The organism is Ruegeria sp. AB10, from assembly GCF_056542745.1.
Window position 1 is genome coordinate 20,262 of the sequence record NZ_JBQGAI010000007.1, and the last position, 21,037, is coordinate 41,298.

Genomic DNA, 21,037 nt, shown 5'->3' on the forward strand with positions numbered 1-21,037 from the left:
AGGAAGAGAAATGCCTCAGTTTCTGTTTGTCTATCACGGCGGTCACACCCCAACCGACCCCGCCGAAATCGAAGCGACCATGGCCGCCTGGGGCGCGTGGTTCCAGAACATGGGCGACGCGCTGGACATCCCCGGTAACCCGGTGGGCCAGTCCTATACGGTCAGTTCCAGTGGGGTCGTCGACAATGGCGGCGCCAACCCGGCCTCGGGCTTTACCGTCATCAAGGCCGACAGCATCGACGCCGCGACCGAGATGGCCAAGGGGTGCCCCATGGTTGTGAACGGCTCGGGGTCAGTCGAGGTGGCCGAGGTGCATCCGATCGAGATGTGACCCTTAGCCGGGGAACCCCGGCGCAGGGCGGATCACGCCGCATTCTATCCCGCGACGGCTGTATTGGATGGCATTCATGAATTTGCGGGTGGCCGGGTGCTCGGCCTCCAGCACGCCCAGATGCACCAGAATGGCCGCGATGGCGCATTCGCTGGCGCGGGTGGTGCCGTCCTTGATCTTCAGCGCCACACCCATGCGTTTTTCCGGAATGATGGCAACGAATACGGCCTCGGCCCCGGTCTTGATCGCGGCGCGGCCCTCCATGGCGCGCATCAGCTCGGTGCAGGCGCGGTTTTCACCGGCTACCAGTTCCGGGTGCTTGATCATCGCGGCCGTCAACTGCTGCGCCGCATCGCTGGCCCGGTCCGAGCGGTCGGCGGCCGAGGCAAACCACGCCATCGACCGCGCCAGCCCCACCAGCGAAGTGGCGAAATTCGGCGCTGAACAGCCGTCGATGCCATAGGCCGGGCTGGTCTCGCCGGTGGTTTCTTCAAGCGCGGACAGGCAGGCCTGCTGCACGGGATGGTCGATCTCCAGATATTCCGGCCCTGCGCCCATATGCTGCGCCACGGTCAGGAACCCGCAATGTTTGCCCGAGCAATTGTTGTGAATCTGGCAAGGCGTGTCGTCGGCCAGAATCAGCCCGTCGCGCGCCGCCATGTCCTCTGGTTCCTGCGGGCCGCAGCGCAGATCTTGTTCCGTCAGGCCCAGATGGTCCAGCCAGGCCGTCACGCGGTCGGTATGGATATGCGCGCCGCTATGCGAGGCACAGGCCAGCGCCAGATGCTCGGAGTTCAGCCCGTATTTTGCCGCCGCGCCGGAGGTGATCAACGGAAGCCCTTGAATCATCTTGGCCGAAGACCGGGGATAGATCGTCACGTCCGGATCCCCCCAGCTTTGCACGATCTGGCCGCTGTCGTCGCAGATCACCGCGTGGCCCAGATGCAGACTTTCCAGCAAAGGGCCACGCCACAGTTCTGTCATTGATACGGGCTGCGTCATCGGGACCCTCCTTAATATGCGCAAAATTCTGCCAATCGCCCTTTCGCCTGTGGCGAAACCTGCGTTAGTGTGTGTATGTCGACAATCATCGGAATACGCAACTTACAGACGAACCGGCAAGGGGCGCAGGTGTTTCCGATGGGTATGAGGTTTAGGTCGAGCTAGGAGGCTGGACAAATGGGATCGAAACTCGTCCGCGTGATCGCGGGCCTGTGCGTGGCAGGGATGGCCACAACTGCAACCGCTCAACAGGCGTCCAGCACCAATCGCGTGGCCGCCAAGACGGATTGGAGCGTGTTCGTCGAAAAGGATCCCACCGAGTGTTGGAGCGTTGCGACACCCGACGAAACCGTCAACACCCGCGGCGGGCGCGTGGTTTCGGTGCGGCGCAGCGACATCCTGCTGTTCGTTGTGTTCCGCCCCAGCGAAAACGTCGCCGGTCAGGTGTCCTTTACCGGCGGATACCCGTTTGCAGCCGGGTCTTCGGTCAATGTCCGGATCGACGATCAGGAGTTTGAGTTCATCACCGACGGCGAATGGGCTTGGCCCGCGACCCAAGGTCAGGAGCCCAATGTGATCGCGGCCATGAAAAAAGGCACCGAGGCGGTGGTGACTGCGCGATCCGAACGCGGCACGCAGACCAAGGATACGTTCTCGTTGCTGGGGTTCACTGCGGCACTTGAGGATGCCCAGAAACGCTGCGCGAATTGATTGCGATCCGCAGACACGCAAAACCCCGTCATCCGGCGGGGTTTTCTTTTGGGCAAAACACGCCCGCTTGACGCCACGTCTGCCTGGAAAATTGATCCGTATCAAAGAGAGTTACCGGCCTTTCTGAACTAATCAGTTCAGAGACAAGGAAGGAGCTTGCCATGCTGAACAAAACCATTGTCGCCTTCATGATGACCGCCGCCATGTTCCTGAGCGCCTGTGAAAAAGACGCCGACACCTACCCGGTCTCGGGTGAGCAGTGCGGCCCCGAAGATCCGGTGAAAACGCTGGACGCTGCAGATTGCGATATCCTGCCTGCGGGTATTTAATCTGATCCGATGGACACGAACTCGGTCGCACCGGCTTGGTCGGTGCGGTCGATCTGTATTTGGGGCCTTGGCGTATTGCGTGGTATCGTGGCCCGGCAACGCCTAAATCGGGACCGGAAAAATGCGCCACGCCTTGCTTTTATTGTTGTTGCCAACCGCTGCTCTGGCGGACCCGACATTGGAGTGCTCAGACGCAGGATCGCAGGTCGAAATCGGGTCTTGCGTCAGCGCAATGGAGGGCCGGGTCGCTCAGGCGCTGGAGGAAAGCTACGGCTTTGCAATGCAGGCAGCCGCCGAGCTGGACGAGGTCACCGGGCGTGTGGTGGCGCAGCCAGCGCTTGAGGCCGCGCAAACGGCTTGGGAAAGCTATAGGGACGCGCAATGCGAGGCCATTGGTGCCTCATACGGCGGAGGGTCCGGAACCGGTATCGCGATCACGTCGTGCCGGGTTGATCTGGGGCGTGCGCGTGTGGATGAATTGCTGCGCTTTGCCGATTGATCGATACGATTCCTTTTGATCTTTGCGGATGTTCCTATATAGAGGCGCATCCCAAGCCAGAATCCGTTGAGATAGCCACATGTCGCCCAATGCGCCGATCACTCAAGACGTCATGACCATCCCCCGCAAATTGCCCGAGGGGAAGATTAACCTTGTCGGCCTGACCCGCGACCAGCTGCGCGAGGTCCTGATCGAACACGGCACGCCGGAAAAGCAGGCCAAGATGCGCACCGGCCAGATCTGGCAGTGGATCTACCAATGGGGCGTGCGCGACTTTGCTGAGATGACCAATCTGGCCAAAGCCTATCGCGCGCAACTGGCCGAGAGTTTCGTGATCGAAATCCCCGAGGTTGTGACCCGTCAGGTCTCTGAGGACGGCACCCGCAAATATTTGTGCCGCATCGCTGGCGGGCATGAGGTTGAGGTGGTCTATATCCCCGAAGAGGATCGCGGCACGCTGTGCATCTCGTCCCAGGTGGGGTGCACGCTGACCTGTTCCTTCTGTCATACCGGAACGCAGAAACTGGTACGCAACCTGACCGCTGCGGAAATTGTCGGTCAGGTGATGATGGCGCGCGATGATCTTGAGGAATGGCCCGTCCCCGGTGCACCCAAGGATGAAACCCGCCTGCTGTCGAACATCGTTCTGATGGGCATGGGAGAGCCGCTCTATAACTTCGAAAACGTGCGTGACGCGATGAAGATCGCAATGGACCCCGAAGGGATTTCCCTGTCGCGCCGCCGGATCACGCTGTCGACCTCGGGCGTGGTGCCCGAGATTGCACGCACGGCCGAGGAAATCGGTTGTCTGCTGGCGATCTCGTTCCACGCCACCACGGACGAAACCCGCGACGTGCTGGTGCCGATCAACAAGCGCTGGAACATCGAGGAGTTGTTGCAGGCGCTGGCGAGCTATCCCAAAGCCTCGAATTCCGAGCGGATCACCTTTGAATATGTGATGCTGGACGGCGTCAATGACAGTGACGAGGATGCGTATCGCCTGATCGACCACATCAAGCGCCACAACATCCCGGCCAAGATCAACCTGATCCCTTTCAACGAATGGCCGGGCGCGCCCTATAAACGCAGCTCGAACAACCGTATTCGGGCTTTTGCGAACATTATCTATCAGGCGGGCTATGCCTCTCCCATCCGCAAAACCCGCGGCGAGGATATCATGGCGGCCTGTGGGCAGTTGAAATCAGCCACCGAGCGCGCCCGCAAATCGCGCAAGCAGATCGAGGCCGAGGCCGGACTGCAAAACTGACCCGATCGATTGTCTTTCAGCGGGCGACAATAATTTAATGTTTGCCCCGCTGTTTTTTGAATGCAAAATTTGATATATTTCGACCGTCAAGGCGGGATGGGCGCATTTCACTCTTGCGCACAAAGCGGTGAAAGCCGCTCTCCGGTCGTGGCGTGTTTGTTCAGGGCCGCTATCTTATTTCTGGCATGACGAGCGGCGTTCAGGCGAACCTTATTAACCAGGTGGGCCATCCATATGTTATTACGATTAAAACGAATGTATTCGATCTTCCTTGCAGCGTTGGTGATCTCGGGCGTTTCCGCCCCCCCTGCGGCTGCGCAATCGACCGGTGAGGATGCGCATATTGCCATCGAAAATCCGGCGAATCTGTCCAAGGATGAAGCGTTGCAGATCTACAAGTCGCTGCAACGGCGCATGGCGCGCGGTTATGGTGCCGCGCAGCTGGATCTGTTGCTGAACTACCAGAGCTGGCCGCTGTTCAACGATGCGCCCTATATCTCGGCCACCCATGGCCAGCGTTTCGTGAACAGCTATGCCAATCGCATGGCGCATAACTACGGCACATTGCAGGAGGGCGAAAAGCTGCCCAAGGGTTCAGTTCTGGCCAAGGACAGCGTGACTGTCACGGATGAAGGCAATATCCATCCCGGCGCCCTGTTCGTGATGGAGAAACTGGCCGAGGGCGCCAGCCCCGACACGGCCGACTGGCGCTATATCATGGTGCTGCCGGACGGGTCTTTGTTCGGTGACACGATGGGGTTCCGCGCGTCAGCGGTCGGCTATTGCCATGATTGCCACGAGGCGGTGGCGGACCGGGACTACACCTTCTTTGTTCCCGAAGACTACATCGTCGGGAACTGACGGTCAGACAGCTTCGCCGGGCAGTTTCAGCGCCGTGGCTTCGCGGCGGCTGAGCTGTTCGCCCTGCTTGCGTTTCGACAGCACCTCGCGGGCCAGCGCGTATTTCTCGTCCTGCCAGAAGATCAGACAGCCGTTGCAGCCTTTGCCGCAACAGCCCTCGGTGCCGATCCGGTTGGTCTTGAAGCGGCGTTCGTTGCCGTCCTCACCGATCTTTTCCACCAACGCGTCACGACGGCGTTCATAGGCCTTTGGATTGTCACGGCCCGAGGTTTCCAGCCCCTGTACCAGCTTGTCAAAGCGGATGCGGCTCCAGTGCTCGTCGGTCAGGGCGCGTTCCTTGCGCAGGACGGAATAGACCGGGAAGCGGGCACGCAGGTCGTCGATATCTTCGTGATCGAACAGGGTGAAGGGCAGGCGGATGACGGTTTTCGTGCTGCCATGCACCACGTCCAGCCTCGCGCCGTCATGGGCGCGCTCGAAATCATAGACCCGCAGCAGAACCGTGTCGCGCGAGATGGGTGAGACGAAATCCAGCACGTCACCCGGTTCCAGCTTGTTCTTCACCTCGACCAGAAACGCGTCCTCGGTGACCTCGGTGACGATCCCGGCATATTCCCATTGGGCGATGGATGCCGTGTGCTCGTAGTCGTGGGAATAGTTGGTCAGGCGCCCTTCGTGGAAGGCCAGCGTATAGCCGCGGTTTCCGACAGTTTCGAGTTCGCGCATATAGGGCTTCGGGTCCCAGTTCTCGGGGTCCGCGTGATAATCGTCGATGGCCATGCGATAGGCGCGGGCGACGATGGCGGCGTAGTATTCCGACTTGCCGCGCCCTTCGACCTTGAGGCTGTCGACGCCGATCTTCAGGTACTCATCCAGTTTCGGCATGATGCACAGATCGCGCGAGTTCAGGATGTACGAGCCGCGATCATCCTCTTCAATGGGCATCAGGTCACCGGGGCGGCAACCTTCCTCCAGCAGAAACTCGAACAGGTCGGCGTTTTCCTCGGTGATGCGCAGTTCCTGATGGGTACCGTCCTTGAGGCGCAGCTTGAGCCCGTAGTTCCAGCGGCAGGAATTGGCGCAGTTGCCCTGATTGGCACCACGCTCGGCCATGAAATTCGACAGCAGGCAGCGGCCCGAATAGGTCATGCACATGGCGCCGTGGACGAAGGCCTCAAGCTTGATGTCGGGGCATTTCTCGCGGATTTCGACCAGTTCGGGATAGGACACCTCGCGGGCCAGAACCACCAACTCGGCCCCTTGGTCCTGCCAGAACTTCACCGACAGCCAGGAACAGATATTGGCCTGGGTCGAGATGTGCAGCGGCAGCTCGGGCGCGCGCTCACGGACGTATTGGAACACACCGGGGTCGGCGATGATCAACCCGTCAGGTTTCACCTTGCGCACCGTGTCGATATATTCGTCCAGCTTCGGGATGTCCTTGTTGTGCGAAAACAGGTTCAGCGTCAGATAGACGCGCCGCCCGTGCTGGTGGCAGAACTCGACCCCTTCGATCACCTCTTCCAGCGAGAACTCGGATTTCGTGCGCAGCGACATATCCGGCGTACCCAGATACACCGCGTCCGCTCCGTATAGGATGGCGAGTTTCAACTTGCGCAGATTGCCCGCGGGCATAAGCAATTCGGATCTGGACTGGGTCATGGACATACCGGGTTTTGGATCAAGGGGGCCTTTTACGGCAAAGACCCTGAGTCCAAAAGCCCGTTATCTGCGACGGAACCGCGCTGTGCCGATGACCTCGATCAGTTGCTGGCGCACGGGGTCGGGCTGCGCCTCGACCGCGTTCAAAACTTCGCGCAGTTCGGCGCGCAGCCCGTGCATCTGGTCGATCAGAGAGATCATCATCGACAGCGCATCCGGCTCCATCTCGTACTGATCATGCAGTTCGCAGGCCAGTTCTAGACGGGCGACATCGAGGCTGTGATAGATCAGCCCCTCATCGGTTTGCTCCGGGATCACGATCTCGGCGGCCAGATACTCGGTCAGCCGGGCCGAGGTCAGGCGGGTGACGGTTGCGATCAGTTGCTCTTCGGTCAGGCTCATGATGGCATTCCTTTGCGCGGGTCATAGCGGTGGGATTCACGCCATGTCTCCATAAACTGCTTCAACGCGTCGTCGATCTGGTCGGGCATCGTGATGGTCAGTTCGATCAGCTGATCGCCTCGTTCGGTTGAGCCGCGTTTCTTGACCCCCTTGCCACGCAGGCGCAGGGTCTTGCCGCTGCTGGTCCCCGCGGGGACGCTGACATTGACGCCGCCGTCGATGGTCGGGGCGGGCACCTTGCCGCCCAGAATGGCCTCATCAATGGTGATCGGCAGGGTGATGTGGATATCGTCGCCCTGACGGTCGAAGATCGGGTGTTTCGCGACCGAGACCGTGACCAGCGCGTCGCCCGGAGGCCCCTCACCAAAGCCAGGATCACCCTTGCCGCGCAGGCGGATCGTCTGGCCGTCGGTGATGCCTGCGGGGATTTTCACCTCGATCCGGTCGCCATCGGGAAGAGTCAGTTTCTGGCTGGCGCCGAATACTGCGTCCAAGAAACTGATCTGCAGGCTGTAGGCACGGTTGTGCCCCGGCGCGTGGAATTCATGGGTGCGTTGTTGGCCGTACCCGCCACGGCCCCGCATGAACTCGGCGAAAATATCCGACATGTCGTCCGGGTCTGCCTGACGCCCGCGATAGGGGTTTCCGGCGGCTTCGGCATAGTCGCGATAATACTGCTGCTGCGGGCGTTCCTGACCCGAGGCGTCGATCTCGCCCCGGTCGTATTGCCCTCGCTTTTCCGGGTCTTTCAGCAGGTCATAGGCGGCGGCTGCGGCCTTGAACTTGGCTTCGGCCTCGGCGTCGCCGGGTTTCAGATCGGGGTGGCATTCCTTGGCGATGCGCCGATAGGCCTTTTTGATCTGCGCCTCGCTGGCGTCCTTGGCGACACCAAGGGCGGAATAGGGATCGTCGCTCATCTCACCTCTCGCGGGTCGGGCTGAACAGGATGGTTTTATCATGCGTTTTCAAGGGGCCAAAAGGAAGAGGCTTTTGAAACCGTTCGCAAATCCGCGCAGGTCTGTTAACATATGCATGTTTCGCATTTTTAACGGAGACCCCCATGACGCGCAGACTCAAGTCTGTTCTGGCCCTGCTGGCCGGGAATGCCATCGGGTTGCTGCTGGCGGCGCTACTGTTGTCGGAATTTGCGATCCGGCCGATCTCGTTCATCGTGGTGGTGATCGTCTTTACGCTGGTTCAGGTGATTGCCGAACCTTTGATCCTGAAGCTGGGGGAAAAGAAAGCACCCTCGATCAAGGGTGGCATCGCGCTGATCGTGACGTTCGTGGGTTTGCTGGTGACGGACTGGATCACCAACGGCTTGACCATCGGAGGGATTGCCAACCTGCTGGCCGCAACGCTGCTGGTCTGGCTGGGCGCGCTGATCGGCAGCATCGTGTTGCCGATCTTTGTGTTCCCGGAACTGCGCGAACCCAAGAAGTGATTACAGCGCGTTGAGGCTGGCCTCAATCGCCTGCCATAGCTCTTCCACCGGCTCGCACCCGACCGACAGGCGGATGAAGGCGGGGTCGACATCGTCGCCCCACCGCGCGCGACGCTCGGCCGAGCTGTGGACACCGCCGAATGAGGTTGCGGGCCGCAGCATCGGACAGGCATTGATGAAGGTTTCAGCCTTGTCTTCCGACTCCAGCGTGATCGACAACAGGAAGCCGAACCGCGAAGTCTGCGCCTTGGCGAGATCATGCGAAAGGTCGCCGGGCAGGCCGGGATAGCGGATGTGATTCACAGCAGGGTGCTCCGCCAGTCGTTCTGCCAGCACCTGCGCCGAGCTGCACATCCGGTCAAAGCGCACGTCCAGCGTTTCCAGCCCGCGATGCAGCAGCCAGGCCTCATGCGGGCCAGGGATTGCGCCGGAAACCCTCCGCCATTCCTCGACCCGCTCCATGATCTGCGTGTCGCGACTGGCGACATGGCCCATCAGCAGGTCGGAATGCCCGCCCATGGCTTTGGTGTCTGAGGCCACCACCACGTCGATACCCATATCCAGCGGACGCTGGCCCAGTGGCGTTAGGGTCGTGTTGTCGGCAATCGTGATACCCCCCGCGTCACGCACGGCCGAGGCGATGACCGGCAGGTCCAACATGTCCAGCCCGGGGTTCGAGGGGCTTTCGACAAAGACCACATCGAAGCCGTCAAACCCGCCTTCGGTAAACGTGGTTGTCGGGCGTTCTGTAACCGATACACCCAGCCCGGACAGAAACCGGTCAGCCAACACGCGAGTGACGTAATATCCATCCGAGGGGATCAGCAGGTGCGATCCGGCTTTCAGGGTCGCAAACAAAGCTGCTGAGATTGCCCCCATGCCCGACGGGAAGATCAGGCAAGGCGCGTCCTCCAGATGGGCCAGAACGTGTTCCAGATGCTGCCACGTAGGGTTGTCGACCCGGCCATAGGTGGGCAGGCCATCCGGCGCACCGGGCAGGTGGAACATGCTGCTTTGGGTCAGCGGCAGTGCCACCGGGTCGCCCGCGTGCAATGTATTGCCGCGCAGATGCAACATCTCTCCGGTCTTGGGCATCCCTCAGCGCCCCGGAATTTCGTCGCGGGGCGGGGCGGGTTCCCAGTTCTCAATGATATCGACCGCCTCTTGCGCGGTGTCGACAAAGCGGAACAGGTCGAGGTCCTCGTCCGAGATGGTGCCCGCATCGGCCAGCGCCTCCCAGTTGATGACCTTTTCCCAGAATTCACGACCGAACAGCAGGAAGGGGACACGTTCCATCCGGCCGGTCTGGATCAGGGTGAGGGATTCGAACAGCTCGTCCATCGTGCCGAACCCGCCGGGGAAGATGGTGATGGCGCGAGCGCGCATCAGAAAGTGCATCTTGCGGATGGCGAAATAGTGGAAGTTGAAGCTGAGGTCCGGGGTCACAAACTCGTTCGGTGCCTGCTCGTGCGGAAGCACGATGTTCAGACCGATCGAACAGCCGCCCGCATCTTGTGCGCCGCGGTTTCCGGCCTCCATCACGCCAGGGCCACCGCCGGTGACGATCACGTTTTCGCGGCAGCCGGTCTGGTTTGATTTCTCGGTCATCAGCCGGGCGAATTCGCGGGCCTCGTCATAATATTGCGACAGACCGGCCAGCGTCTCAGTCCGCGCGGTGTGCTTCTGCGACGGTTCCGGAATACGCGCCCCGCCGAACATGACGATGGTCGAGGTGATCTCGCGCTCAGTCATGATCATCTCGGGCTTCAGCAATTCCAGTTGCAGGCGCACCGGGCGCAGCTCGTCCCGGCACAGGAAATCGTCATCGGCAAAGGCAAGGCGATACGCGGGTGAGCGTGTCTGCGGCGTGTCCGGCACCTCGCTTGCGGTCGAGCGGTCGGTCTGTGCGTCGCGGAAGGGGCTGAGGCGGTCTTCTCTCATGGGTGATGGTTCCCTGCTTGCGTGTTCCTAAAACAGCTATAGGGTTCGCGGCCAGAGCGCCAGTCACGGAAGAACAACAATGAATTGGAAGAGCGAAATTTCAGCAGCCGCCAACCGGATCACCGGGTATGCGCAGGTGACGCCGGTGATGGAAAGCACGGCTTTGGGGCTGGATTACCCGATCGAAATGAAGCTGGAACACCTGCAGCATACCGGCAGTTTCAAAGCGCGTGGGGCGTTCAACACGTTGCTCAGCATGGGCGTGCCCGAGGCCGGTGTCGTGGCCGCATCCGGCGGCAATCATGGTGCGGCGGCGGCCTTTGCGGCGCGGTCCTTGGGCTATCCGGCGAAAATCTTCGTGCCGGAAATTGCGGGGCCGTCCAAGATTGCCCTGATCGAACAGACCGGTGCGGATCTGAGCGTGGTGCCGGGTGAATATGCCAACGCACTGACCGGGGCGCAGCAGCACGAAGAGGCGACGGGCGCAATGCAGATCCACGCCTATGACGCGCCCGCCACCGTGACCGGGCAGGGCACCTGTTTCGCCGAGTGGGAGGCGCAGGGCCTGCGGGCCGACACCGTTCTGATCGCTGTTGGTGGCGGCGGATTGATCGCCGGGGCGCTGGGCTGGTTTCAAGGCGCGCGCAAGGTTGTGGCCGTCGAACCCGAAACCTCCTGCGCACTGAACGCGGCCTTGCAGGCGGGTGCGCCGGTGGACGTTACAGTTTCGGGCATTGCGGCCAATGCGCTGGGCGCGCGGCGGATCGGGTCGATCTGTTTCGGTCTGGCGCAGGGAATGACTTCGGTTCTGGTGAGGGATGAAGCCATCGCCGGGGCGCAGCAAGCCCTGTGGCAAGCGCATCGGATTCTGGTGGAACCGGCAGGTGCGACGGCGCTGGCGGCGCTGCTTTCGGGGGCCTACCAGCCGGAACCGGATGAGCGGGTGGCGGTGCTGATCTGCGGCGGCAACATCTCTCCGGACCCGCTGGGCGCTTAAAATCGCCGCAAACAGCCGCAAAGCGCGCGTTCTGCGTCGCATTGCAGCCAGTTCTTCGCTTGCGTATAGGCAACACCAACGCAAACAGATTCTGCAGGGAGCCGCAAATGTCCAACGCGCAACTGGAAGCCGCCATCGAAGCCGCCTGGGAGGCGCGCGACACCATCACCCCCGCCACCACCGGCGAGACCCGTGAAGCGATCGAAGATACGCTGAACGCGCTGGACAGCGGCTCGCTGCGTGTGGCCGAAAAGCTGGAAAGCGGTGACTGGCACGTGAACCAGTGGGCCAAGAAAGCGGTTCTGCTGGGCTTTCGCATCAAGGATATGGAAATCCAGCACGGCGGTCCTCAGGCTGGTGGCTGGTGGGACAAGGTGGACAGCAAGTTCGCCGGTTGGGGTGAGAACCAGTGGCAGGCCGCTGGCTTCCGCGCCGTTCCGAGCTGCGTGGTCCGCAAATCGGCTTACATCGCGCCGGGCGTGGTGCTGATGCCGTCTTTCGTGAACCTGGGCGCCTATGTTGACGAAGGCACCATGGTTGATACATGGGCCACCGTCGGCTCCTGCGCTCAAATCGGCAAGAACGTTCACCTGTCGGGTGGCGTCGGTATCGGCGGCGTGCTGGAGCCGATGCAGGCCGGCCCGACCATCATTGAAGACAACTGCTTTATCGGTGCACGCTCCGAAGTGGTCGAGGGCTGTATCGTCCGCGAAGGTTCGGTTTTGGGCATGGGTGTGTTCATCGGCAAATCGACCAAGATCGTCGACCGTGAAACCGGCGAAGTCATGTATGGCGAAGTGCCGCCCTATTCGGTGGTTGTTGCAGGTTCGATGCCGTCCAAGAACAATGTCAGCCTGTACTGCGCCGTGATCGTGAAGCGGGTGGACGAGAAGACCCGCTCGAAAACCGGGATCAACGAGCTGCTGCGCGACTGATCCGAGCGCAGATCAGACAGAGGCCGCGGCATGGCGCTGCGGCCTTTTTTGTTTACCCTTTGACCGGGTAGCGGTCAGGCTCCTCGAACACGTCGATCACCCGCGTTCCGGCCTTGATCTTGCCGCCATGTTCGACGCCGGACGGGATCGAGTAGCTGTCGCCGGGGCGATAGGTTCTGGTCTCATCCCCAATGGTCAGTTCCACCTCACCCTCGATCACCGTGCCCCATTGCGCCTTGTGCGAATGCGCGGGCAGTTCGAAATCCTTGAGGAAGGTGAAGAACGCCACCAGCCCCGCATCCGACCGGATCACCGCTGATTGCGCCACGTCCTCGGGGAAGGGCACGTCAAGGCTGGGAAAGTCGGTGATGAAATCTGGGTACGCCATGGAAAGGTCCTTTGCGGTTTATATCCGGGTACTATGAACGCGCAGGCGACGTCCTGCAATTGCCGACCGCTTGACCGTGGGCGGGCGCGCGGCTATGGCCCCCAACATGGAAAAGCAAAAGAAACCCTCTCGTCAGCAGGTTTACACCCTGCTTGTGCAGATCGGCCGCAAGGATGGCGATGGCCTGCCCGAAGGCGCGACCGGGGCGGCGCTGATGTGTTTCGCCAGCGGTGTGGACGAGGCCGAGGCGGTGCGCGAAACCGTGGCCATCCTGAAACAGGCCGATACCGCGCCGCTGGATGTCACCGGCTATGGCACCCTGGCCGAGCGCGAGGCGCAGGGCCATGATATCGACCCCGATGAACGGGCGCTGATGCAGCGGGCCTTGGATGAAAACGCGGTAATCGTTGCGCAGATGACGCCGTTTTTCGGGGATGAAGAACAGGTCTAAGGCGTTTTGCGTTTGCAAAGCATCGAAATACGCTGCCTCTCCCTTCGGTCGAACGCGCATTTCAATGAGATTGTGTCAGCGAAACCGCTAAACGCCTAGTTCCGCACCCCGAACCACTTGCGGTAGATCTCATCATAGGTGCCGTTTTCGCGCAGCGACAACAGCGCCTGATTGACCTCTTCAACCCGAGGCGACCCGGTCGGGAAAGCAATTCCATAGCTTTCGCGCAGGAAGACACCGCCGGTCATTGTGGCGATCCGGCGCCCTTCGTGCGAGGCATAGTAAGACAGGATCGGCGCGTCAAAGACCGCGGCGTCCAGTTCCTTGTCCTCGAAGGCGGCCAGCATCTCATCAAGGCCGGAATACCCGACGAATTCGATCTCGCGCCGGTTCAGGAAACTGGCGGCGGTGGAATCCGTGATCGTGCCGACCTGCTTGCCGTATAGATCGTTGACCGAGTTCACGCTGCCGCTGATCGCATCCACCGTCATGACCGAAGTGATGCGCGCCGTGAACACCGATACGATGAACAGGGATGAGACCACCAGAATGACCCCCAGCAGGCGGCCGAACGGGGTGCGGGGCATCCGTTCCTCGAACCCGCCATTCACCACCAGGTTCAGCGCCCACCAGAAGGATGGGAACCATGCCTCGTTCAGCTTGCGGTCGAAATAGGGCTGCGAGCGGCGTTCGAACGTCCACATCAACATGCCGCCGCCCAGCAAAAGGGCAAAGGCCAGGCCGATGGCGATGAACAATTCGCGCGACAGCAGCGCATGCAGCAGCGACGGCTGGCGCGTGGCCTCGGACGGAACCATGATCTGCAACCCGGCCTCGAAAATCGGCTGGCTGAAGTCCATCTGCGTTTCACGCGCAGCGGTGATCGAGATGTTGGCGATGGCCAGATCGGCGGACCCGTCCTGCACCGCGCCCAGCATGTCGTTGAATGTCCCGACCCGGTCGACCGAATACTCCCAGTTCAGTGCCTCGGCCAGCGCCTCGAGCAGATCCATGGAAAATCCGGTCTGGGCCCCGTCTTCGACATAGGAAAACGGAGGGCGGGTCACCGTGGTGACATCCAGCGTCTGGGCCCGGCTTTGCTGTCCAAGAACGGCGAAGGTCAGCCAGACCAATGCGAAAAGCGCGCGTATCATCTTCAAATCACCTGTTTCGCGGGGCTCTAACGCAGATTTGAACGGTGCAGCAAGGTGGTCGCAGGGTAAAGACCTGTGTTTTGTTCAGGTGTCAGGGTGATATGCGGGGAAAAAAGCCCTCAGATTTGGGCGGGCAGGGGTTGGCAATTGGCTCAATTCGTTGAATCTGTGCGCGCAAACGAACCAAAGGGGCCTTGCCATGACAGATCCGGTAGAATTGACAGCGGCCCTGACCCGTTGCCCATCGGTCACACCCGAGGAGGGCGGCGCCCTGGTTCTTTTGGAACAACTGCTGTCCGATGCGGGGTTCGACTGTACCCGCGTCGACCGCGGCGGCATCAGCAACCTGTTTGCACGCTGGGGCGAAAAGGGCCACGCGCGCAGCTTTGGGTTCAACGGCCATACTGACGTTGTGCCGGTTGGGGACGAGGCCGCCTGGACCATGCCGCCCTTCGGCGCTGAAATCCGCGATGGCGTGATGTACGGGCGCGGGACCACCGACATGAAATCCGGCGTCGCGGCATTTGCGGCGGCAGCCGTGGATTTCGTGCGTGATACGCCGCCCAACGGCGCCGTGATCTTGACCATCACCGGCGATGAAGAGGCCGACGCGCTGGACGGCACCACGGCGCTGCTGGATTACATGGCCGAAGCCGATGAGAAGATGTCGGCCTGTCTGGTGGGTGAACCGACCTGCCCGAACACCATGGGTGAGATGATGAAGATCGGCCGCCGCGGCTCGATGACCGCGTGGTTCACCGTGACCGGCGTGCAGGGGCATTCCGCCTATCCGCACCGGGCGAAGAACCCGCTGCCCGCGATGGCGCGGCTGATGGACCAGCTGGCCAGTCACGAGTTGGATCGCGGCACGGACCATTTCGACGCCTCGACGCTGGCGGTCGTGAATATCGACACGGGCAACGAAGCGACCAACGTGATCCCGGCGCAATGCAGCGGGGCGGTGAATATCCGGTTCAACGATCTGCACTCGGGCGCAGGCCTCAGCGAATGGCTGCGGACCGAAGCGCAGAACGTAGCTGAAGCCTATGGTGTCGAGGTCGGGGTCAAGATCAAAATCTCGGGCGAAAGTTTCCTGACCCCGCCCGGCCCGCTGTCCGATCTGGTGGCGCAGGCGGTCGAGGCGGAAACCGGTATCCGGCCCGTGATGTCCACGACGGGAGGCACTTCGGATGCGCGGTTCGTGAAAAACCACTGCCCGGTGGTTGAATTCGGCCTGGTCGGCCGCACGATGCATCAGGTGGATGAATGCGTCGAGGTGGCGCATATCGAGCAACTCAAGGCGATCTACACGCGCATCCTGCGGGACTATTTCGCCTGAGTGATGCAGCGCACTCTGGTCATCATGGTCAAGGAGCCCCGCCCGGGGCGGGTGAAAACCCGGCTGGGCCGCGATATCGGCATGGTCGGTGCGGCGTGGTGGTTCCGGCATCAGACCCGGTCGCTGATCCGGCGGCTTCGTGACCCGCGCTGGCAGATCGTGTTGGCGGTCGCGCCCGACCGCGAGGGGCTGACCACCCGCATCTGGCCTGCTGACCTGCCGCGCGCGGCGCAAGGGCGCGGTGATCTGGGTGACCGGATGGCACGGATGCTGCGCGGTATGCCGAAAGGGCCGGTCTGTCTGATCGGTGCGGATATTCCGGGTATCACGCGCGGGCATATCGCACGGGCGTTCAAGGCCTTGGGGCGGGATCAGATGGTGTTCGGTCCCGCGCCGGATGGGGGCTATTGGCTGGTCGGGGCGCAAAGATACAGCGCCCTGCCGCAGGGCCTGTTCCGCAATGTGCGCTGGTCGACCGAACACGCCCTGGCCGACACGTTGGCCTCTGTCCCCGGCACGCGCGTGGCCCTGCTGGATCAGTTGCGCGATGTCGACACGCTGGCCGATCTGAAACCCTGATCCTTTTTAGTCATGACGCGGTCGCATCCCCGTGCTAGGCCGGAATTATGACTCGCATCCCCACCAAGCAAGAGGTCCTCGACTGGATCTCGGCGAACCCCACCCTGACCTCGAAACGCGATATTGCCAAGGCCTTTGGAATCAAGGGCGCGGACCGGATCGACCTGAAGCGCATCCTCAAGGAGCTTGAGGCCGACGGGCATCTGGAAAAGCGCAAGCGCAGCTATGGCGACCCGGATCGCCTGCCGCCGGTCAGCGTGTTGCAGGTGAAGGCGCCGAATGCGGATGGCGACCTGTTTGCGCGCCCGCTGGAGTGGCATGGCGAGGGGGTCGAGCCCATTGTCCTGATCATCGCCCGCGCCAGTGATCCGGCTCTGGGCGAAGGCGACCGCATTCTGGCCCGCCTGACCGTGGTGCATGAAGAGGATCACAATTACGAAGCCCGCCTGATCCGCCGCATCGGGACCAACCCGCGCAAGATCGTCGGTATCTTTCGCAAAGGGGCCGAGGGCGGACGGATCGTGCCCATCGACAAGACCGGCCAGACCGAATGGCTGGTCCATGATGGCGCGGTTCTGGGGGCCAAGGATGGCGAGTTGGTTGAGGCCGAACAGGCCGGGCCCAAGAACCGCATGGGCTTGCCGCGCGCGCGGATCGTGGAACGTCTGGGCGACCCGTCGGCGCCCAAGGCCGTGTCCCTGATCGCCATCCACCAACATGGCATCCCGGACGATTTCCCCGACAAGGTGATTGCCGAGGCCGACAAGGCCAAACCCGCTGGCCTGAAGGGGCGCGAAGACCTACGGGACATGCCGCTGCTGACCATCGACCCTTCGGATGCGCGGGATCATGACGATGCCTGTTACGCGCACGCGGATGACGATCCCAAGAACCCCGGCGGCCATGTGATCTGGGTCGCCATCGCTGATGTGGCCGCTTACGTGCAGCCGGGCACCGCGTTGGATCGCGAGGCGCGCAAGCGCGGCAATTCCAGCTATTTCCCGGACCGCGTGGTACCGATGCTGCCGGATCGTCTGTCAGGCGATTTGTGTTCGCTGCACGAAGGCGTTCCGCGCGCCTGTATCGCTGTTCGGATGCAGATCAACGCGGATGGCAACAAGATCGGCCACCGGTTTGTGCGTGGCCTGATGCGCTCGGCTGCCTCGCTGCATTACGCCGAGGTGCAGGAGGCCATCGACGGCACCCCCAACGACCGCACCGGGCCGCTGCTGGAGCCGGTCCTGAAACCCCTTTATGCCGCCTATGCTGCGCTGAAAAAAGCACGGGCCGTGCGGCAGCCGCTGGAGCTGGACTTGCCCGAGCGCAAGATCATCCTTAGCGACAAGGGTGAGGTCGAAAGCGTGGCCTTCCGCGAACGTCTGGACGCGCACAAACTGATCGAGGAGTTCATGATCCTCGCCAACGTGGCCGCCGCCGAAACTCTGATCGCCAAACGCCGCCCGTTGCTGTTCCGCGTCCACGAAGAACCCGCGCCCGAGAAACTGGAAAGCCTGCGGGAAACCGCACAGGCCGCGGGGCTGAACCTCGCCAAAGGGCAGGTGCTGCAAACCCGCCACCTGAACGCGCTGCTCAACGCCGCCGCCGGGACCGAAGACGCCGAGTTGATCAACCTGACCACCCTGCGGTCGATGGCACAGGCCTATTACAACCCCGAAAATTTCGGCCATTTCGGGCTGGCGCTACGGAATTATGCCCATTTCACCTCACCCATCCGCCGCTATGCCGACCTGATCGTGCACCGCGCGCTGATCTCGACCCATGGCTGGGGCAAGGACGGGTTGACCGAAGACGAAGTCGGGCGGCTGGACGAAACAGCCACCCATATCTCGGACACCGAGCGCCGCTCGATGATGGCCGAACGCGACACGACCGACCGCTACCTGGCGGCCTATCTGAGCGAACGTGTGGGCAATGAGTTTTCGGGCCGGATCAGCGGTATCGCCCGGTTCGGCGCCTTCGTGAAAATGGATGAAACCGGCGCGGACGGGCTGGTGCCTGTGCGATCATTGGGGCGCGAGTTCTTCCACTTCGACCGAGAGGCGGGGACGCTGATGGGCTCGGATTCCGGGCTGATCATCGGCATCGGCCAGCGCGTCACCGTGCGCCTGACCGAGGCCACGCCCGTCACCGGCGGGCTGGAACTGGAATTGCTGTCCATCGACGATCAGGCGCTGCCCCGTGGGCGTGCACCGAAAGGGCGGCCAACGCGGCGCAAGGCGGTCAGCACCAAGCGCAAGAAAGACAAGATCAAACGCAAGGTCGAGCGCAAACGCCGTCAGAGGTGATAGGTCAGCGCTCGCGCAATCAGCCAGCCGTGGCGCGTCGGGTCGATCTGCGCGGGCTCGTTGAATAGCACGGCCCGGTTGCCATCCAGCTGATCGTCACCCGGAAAGGCCGAGGTGAAATCGCCCATCAACCGGCTTTGGCAATGCACGAACAGTGCAAAACACGCGGATTTATGCGCGCCGACCCGGATCGTCGAACCCTTTGGTGCCAGATAGGCGGGCTGACCCCAGCGCAGCGCCTCTTGCAGTGGTTGCGCAGCGGGCAGGGATGCGGCGGTGTCAAAGATCAACTCGCGCAGGATCAGAGCGCCGGCACGGGCGTTCTCGGGCAAGCTATCATAGGCGGCAGCCACTTTGGGATCGGTAAAAGGTGTCATGTCAGCAGCTTATCCGGTTTGACCCGGCAGGTCAGAAGTTTCGGCCTGAGTACTTTGTGAATCCCGCATTTTGCGCTATTCTGGCCCCGAGCAGTAATCAGGAATTTCGGAATGCGTAAATGCACAAGTGGCGTCATTGCCGCTGCATTATGGGCATCCATTGTGCAGGCGGAATCCCTCAATACAGCGGATGGGTTTCAGACCTTTCAGCTGGCCTCGGCCGATCTGACCGTGTCGTTGCGACCGGTTCTGCGGCCCTCAGCGATGGAGTATCGGGTGTCGACCGAAGGAAACGCGCGGTTTCAGGCGTGGCTGGGGGCGTTTCGGGACCGGGCGCTTGAGCAGGGTATTTCCACCGATACGCTGGATCGGGCCCTGGCCGGTCTGACCTATGACAAGAAGATCATCGAACGTGACCGCAATCAGGCCGAGTTTTCGAAACCGATCTGGGAGTATCTGGATTCTGCCGTCTCGGACACGCGCGTCGCCAATGGCCGCGCCGGGCTGGAGCGCTACAACGCGACCCTGACCCGGATCGAGGCGCGGTATGGCGTGGAAAAAGAAGTCGTCACCGCGATCTGGGGCCTTGAGACCGCGTTCGGTACGTTCCGGGGCAGTTATCACACCATCCGCTCGCTGGCGACGCTGGCCTTTGATGCGCGGCGGGCGCCGTTCTTTGAAACCCAGCTGGTCGCTGCGTTGCAAATCATTCAGGCGGGGGATGTCAGCCCCGGTCACATGGTCGGCAGCTGGGCGGGTGCGATGGGTCACACGCAATTCATGCCAACCTCATACCTGGATCATGCGGTGGATTTTGACGGTGACGGGCGGCGGGATATCTGGTCGGACGATCCGACCGATGCGCTGGCCTCGGCCGCTGCGTATCTGGCGCGGCACGGCTGGACCAAAGGCCAGCCCTGGGGCGTTGAAATACGCCTGCCCGAGGGGTTCGAGTATGCCACCGCCAAACGAGACCATACATTGCTGCCGTCGGACTGGGCCAAACGCGGCGTGGTCGGGCGTGACGGCAAACCGGTTCCGGATTACGGGCGCGCCGCCATCCTGCTGCCTGCGGGCGGGCAGGGCGTGGCGCTGATGATCTTCGACAATTTCCGCGTGATCGAGGCATATAACGGCGCCGACGCCTATGTGATCGGCATCGGCCACCTGTCCGACCGTCTGGCCGGACGCACCCCGTTTCACGCCGATTGGCCTCGGGGGGATAGGGTGCTGAGTTTCACCGAGAAAAAGGAATTGCAAACCCGCCTGACCGAAGCCGGTTTTGATACGCAAGGTATCGACGGGCGCACCGGGCCAAACACGACCGACGCGGTGCGGGCCTATCAAATCGCACAGGGTCTGCTACCGGATGGATATGCGAGTCTTGGACTGTTGGAGCGGTTGCGGTGAAGTATTGATGCGCCTGTTGTGACTGACGCTTCTTTGGAGGCTTTGTGACCGCAAGCGCTATTGATGAATACCAAGACGATTGGATACCTTGTCGGCAACCATGCGAGCTTCGGCTGGCTCTAAGCCCATACCAAACCCTGTCGTCCGAAGACCGTAGTCAAACTTTAGTCCGCCAAAGCTGCGGTTGCTGAAGAGGCCATGCATGTTCTGTTGCCCGCCAAACAGCGTTCCGTTGGGCGGATTTTCATTGGCTTGGATGTTGGCGATGTGGCCGGTGTCATAGGACCACGAACGGCGGAAAAATGGGATATGTCGCTGAATTGTTAGGACGCTATCGGAAATTGTTAGCAATTCGTATCCTGCAATGTTCCACAGCACTTGGGACAACGCGAACAATCCGCCGATGGTCCACCCTCCAAGCCATGCCAGCAGAAACAGCGATCCGGCACCTGCTTTTCCGGATAGTAGTGTTCCCAAAACCATAAGTTCTCCGAATGCCCAGCCGCATAGCCAAAACATCAGGAAGGCCGTGACAAAGAAATTGGACTTACTTTTTACTCGGACCTGAAATTGGTCAGGGTTTTCATAGATTTTCGCTCTGCCAGAATTGGGGTTTTCGATCTTTGCCATCAGATGTTTTGTCCAAATTAAT

The 21,037-nt window shown here is 61.5% G+C and carries 24 protein-coding genes; 14 read left to right on the plus strand and 10 right to left on the minus strand.

Going from position 1 to position 21,037, the window contains the following annotated elements:
* Positions 1-10 precede the first annotated feature (10 nt).
* A complete protein-coding gene (locus ACR0NT_RS14120) occupies positions 11-331 on the plus strand; it encodes a YciI family protein (protein ID WP_170447175.1) in 321 nt (106 codons plus the stop codon).
* Positions 332-334: 3 nt separating this feature from the next.
* Here ACR0NT_RS14120 and ACR0NT_RS14125 read toward each other — a convergent pair whose 3' ends face one another.
* Positions 335-1,333: an asparaginase gene (locus ACR0NT_RS14125; protein ID WP_170447173.1), complete on the minus strand. Its 999-nt coding sequence runs from the start codon at positions 1,331-1,333 to the stop codon at positions 335-337.
* Positions 1,334-1,510: 177 nt separating this feature from the next.
* On the opposite strand from ACR0NT_RS14125, the gene ACR0NT_RS14130 reads away from it, so the two are divergent.
* The 5 genes from ACR0NT_RS14130 to ACR0NT_RS14150 all read left to right on the plus strand — a co-directional run bounded on the left by ACR0NT_RS14130 (position 1,511) and on the right by ACR0NT_RS14150 (position 5,000).
* Positions 1,511-2,044 (plus strand): invasion associated locus B family protein, encoded by a 534-nt coding sequence (locus ACR0NT_RS14130; RefSeq protein ID WP_170447171.1) that lies wholly within the window; start codon positions 1,511-1,513, stop codon positions 2,042-2,044.
* Between the two features lie 161 nt (positions 2,045-2,205).
* The gene (locus tag ACR0NT_RS14135; RefSeq protein ID WP_170447168.1) at positions 2,206-2,373 is read left to right on the plus strand and encodes a hypothetical protein; all 168 of its coding nucleotides are present in this window, start codon (positions 2,206-2,208) and stop codon (positions 2,371-2,373) included.
* Positions 2,374-2,494: 121 nt separating this feature from the next.
* Entirely contained in the window at positions 2,495-2,872 is a 378-nt protein-coding gene (locus tag ACR0NT_RS14140) for a lysozyme inhibitor LprI family protein (RefSeq protein ID WP_170673024.1), read from the plus strand.
* A gap of 79 nt (positions 2,873-2,951) precedes the next feature.
* Positions 2,952-4,139 (plus strand): dual-specificity RNA methyltransferase RlmN, encoded by a 1,188-nt coding sequence (gene rlmN, locus ACR0NT_RS14145; RefSeq protein WP_170673026.1) that lies wholly within the window; start codon positions 2,952-2,954, stop codon positions 4,137-4,139.
* Between the two features lie 255 nt (positions 4,140-4,394).
* Complete coding sequence (locus ACR0NT_RS14150; protein WP_170447162.1) at positions 4,395-5,000, plus strand: cytochrome P460 family protein; 606 nt, start codon at positions 4,395-4,397, stop codon at positions 4,998-5,000.
* 3 nt (positions 5,001-5,003) lie between these two features.
* On the opposite strand, the gene ACR0NT_RS14155 is transcribed toward ACR0NT_RS14150, so the two are convergent.
* From ACR0NT_RS14155 to ACR0NT_RS14165, 3 genes are all read right to left on the minus strand, one after another.
* Positions 5,004-6,662 (minus strand): U32 family peptidase, encoded by a 1,659-nt coding sequence (locus ACR0NT_RS14155; protein WP_170447160.1) that lies wholly within the window; start codon positions 6,660-6,662, stop codon positions 5,004-5,006.
* A 63-nt stretch (positions 6,663-6,725) separates the two neighbouring features.
* Positions 6,726-7,064: a chaperone modulator CbpM gene (locus ACR0NT_RS14160; protein ID WP_170447158.1), complete on the minus strand. Its 339-nt coding sequence runs from the start codon at positions 7,062-7,064 to the stop codon at positions 6,726-6,728.
* Positions 7,061-7,981 (minus strand): J domain-containing protein, encoded by a 921-nt coding sequence (locus ACR0NT_RS14165; protein WP_170673029.1) that lies wholly within the window; start codon positions 7,979-7,981, stop codon positions 7,061-7,063. The genes ACR0NT_RS14160 and ACR0NT_RS14165 overlap by 4 nt, the downstream gene beginning before the upstream one ends.
* A 143-nt stretch (positions 7,982-8,124) precedes the next feature.
* Here ACR0NT_RS14165 and ACR0NT_RS14170 point away from each other — a divergent pair, with 143 nt between their 5' ends.
* The gene (locus ACR0NT_RS14170; protein WP_170447154.1) at positions 8,125-8,508 is read left to right on the plus strand and encodes a hypothetical protein; all 384 of its coding nucleotides are present in this window, start codon (positions 8,125-8,127) and stop codon (positions 8,506-8,508) included.
* On the opposite strand, the gene ACR0NT_RS14175 is transcribed toward ACR0NT_RS14170, so the two are convergent.
* On the minus strand, positions 8,509-9,603 hold the full coding sequence (locus tag ACR0NT_RS14175; RefSeq protein WP_170673032.1) for a cystathionine gamma-lyase: 1,095 nt from the start codon (positions 9,601-9,603) through the stop codon (positions 8,509-8,511).
* A gap of 3 nt (positions 9,604-9,606) precedes the next feature.
* Entirely contained in the window at positions 9,607-10,449 is an 843-nt protein-coding gene (locus ACR0NT_RS14180; protein ID WP_170447149.1) for an LOG family protein, read from the minus strand.
* 79 nt (positions 10,450-10,528) lie between these two features.
* Here ACR0NT_RS14180 and ACR0NT_RS14185 point away from each other — a divergent pair, with 79 nt between their 5' ends.
* Together ACR0NT_RS14185 and dapD are read left to right on the plus strand one after the other, a co-directional pair.
* Positions 10,529-11,446, plus strand: a complete 918-nt coding sequence (locus tag ACR0NT_RS14185) for a threonine/serine dehydratase (RefSeq protein ID WP_170447147.1) — start codon at positions 10,529-10,531, stop codon at positions 11,444-11,446.
* A 107-nt stretch (positions 11,447-11,553) separates the two neighbouring features.
* Positions 11,554-12,381, plus strand: coding sequence for a 2,3,4,5-tetrahydropyridine-2,6-dicarboxylate N-succinyltransferase (gene dapD / locus ACR0NT_RS14190; RefSeq protein WP_170447145.1), 828 nt, complete (start codon positions 11,554-11,556; stop codon positions 12,379-12,381).
* Between the two features lie 52 nt (positions 12,382-12,433).
* On the opposite strand, the gene ACR0NT_RS14195 is transcribed toward dapD, so the two are convergent.
* Positions 12,434-12,769, minus strand: a complete 336-nt coding sequence (locus ACR0NT_RS14195; protein ID WP_170673035.1) for a cupin domain-containing protein — start codon at positions 12,767-12,769, stop codon at positions 12,434-12,436.
* A 94-nt stretch (positions 12,770-12,863) separates the two neighbouring features.
* On the opposite strand from ACR0NT_RS14195, the gene ACR0NT_RS14200 reads away from it, so the two are divergent.
* Complete coding sequence (locus ACR0NT_RS14200; RefSeq protein ID WP_480443267.1) at positions 12,864-13,220, plus strand: hypothetical protein; 357 nt, start codon at positions 12,864-12,866, stop codon at positions 13,218-13,220.
* A gap of 95 nt (positions 13,221-13,315) precedes the next feature.
* Here ACR0NT_RS14200 and ACR0NT_RS14205 read toward each other — a convergent pair whose 3' ends face one another.
* Positions 13,316-14,374, minus strand: a complete 1,059-nt coding sequence (locus ACR0NT_RS14205) for a transporter substrate-binding domain-containing protein (protein WP_170673037.1) — start codon at positions 14,372-14,374, stop codon at positions 13,316-13,318.
* A 199-nt stretch (positions 14,375-14,573) separates the two neighbouring features.
* Between ACR0NT_RS14205 and dapE the strand changes: the two genes are divergently transcribed.
* The 3 genes from dapE to rnr are packed head-to-tail and all read left to right on the plus strand — an operon-like array spanning position 14,574 to position 18,598.
* Complete coding sequence (dapE, locus tag ACR0NT_RS14210; protein WP_170447137.1) at positions 14,574-15,713, plus strand: succinyl-diaminopimelate desuccinylase; 1,140 nt, start codon at positions 14,574-14,576, stop codon at positions 15,711-15,713.
* Positions 15,714-15,716: 3 nt separating this feature from the next.
* Entirely contained in the window at positions 15,717-16,292 is a 576-nt protein-coding gene (locus ACR0NT_RS14215; protein ID WP_170673040.1) for a TIGR04282 family arsenosugar biosynthesis glycosyltransferase, read from the plus strand.
* Positions 16,293-16,339: 47 nt separating this feature from the next.
* The gene (gene rnr, locus ACR0NT_RS14220; protein WP_170673043.1) at positions 16,340-18,598 is read left to right on the plus strand and encodes a ribonuclease R; all 2,259 of its coding nucleotides are present in this window, start codon (positions 16,340-16,342) and stop codon (positions 18,596-18,598) included.
* Here rnr and ACR0NT_RS14225 read toward each other — a convergent pair.
* Complete coding sequence (locus ACR0NT_RS14225; RefSeq protein WP_170673046.1) at positions 18,589-18,975, minus strand: DUF1801 domain-containing protein; 387 nt, start codon at positions 18,973-18,975, stop codon at positions 18,589-18,591. The two genes, rnr and ACR0NT_RS14225, sit on opposite strands and share 10 nt — an antisense overlap.
* 111 nt (positions 18,976-19,086) lie before the next feature.
* On the opposite strand from ACR0NT_RS14225, the gene ACR0NT_RS14230 reads away from it, so the two are divergent.
* A complete protein-coding gene (locus ACR0NT_RS14230; RefSeq protein WP_170673049.1) occupies positions 19,087-20,385 on the plus strand; it encodes a lytic murein transglycosylase in 1,299 nt (432 codons plus the stop codon).
* Between the two features lie 57 nt (positions 20,386-20,442).
* On the opposite strand, the gene ACR0NT_RS14235 is transcribed toward ACR0NT_RS14230, so the two are convergent.
* Positions 20,443-21,015: a hypothetical protein gene (locus ACR0NT_RS14235; RefSeq protein WP_170673052.1), complete on the minus strand. Its 573-nt coding sequence runs from the start codon at positions 21,013-21,015 to the stop codon at positions 20,443-20,445.
* Positions 21,016-21,037 lie beyond the last annotated feature (22 nt).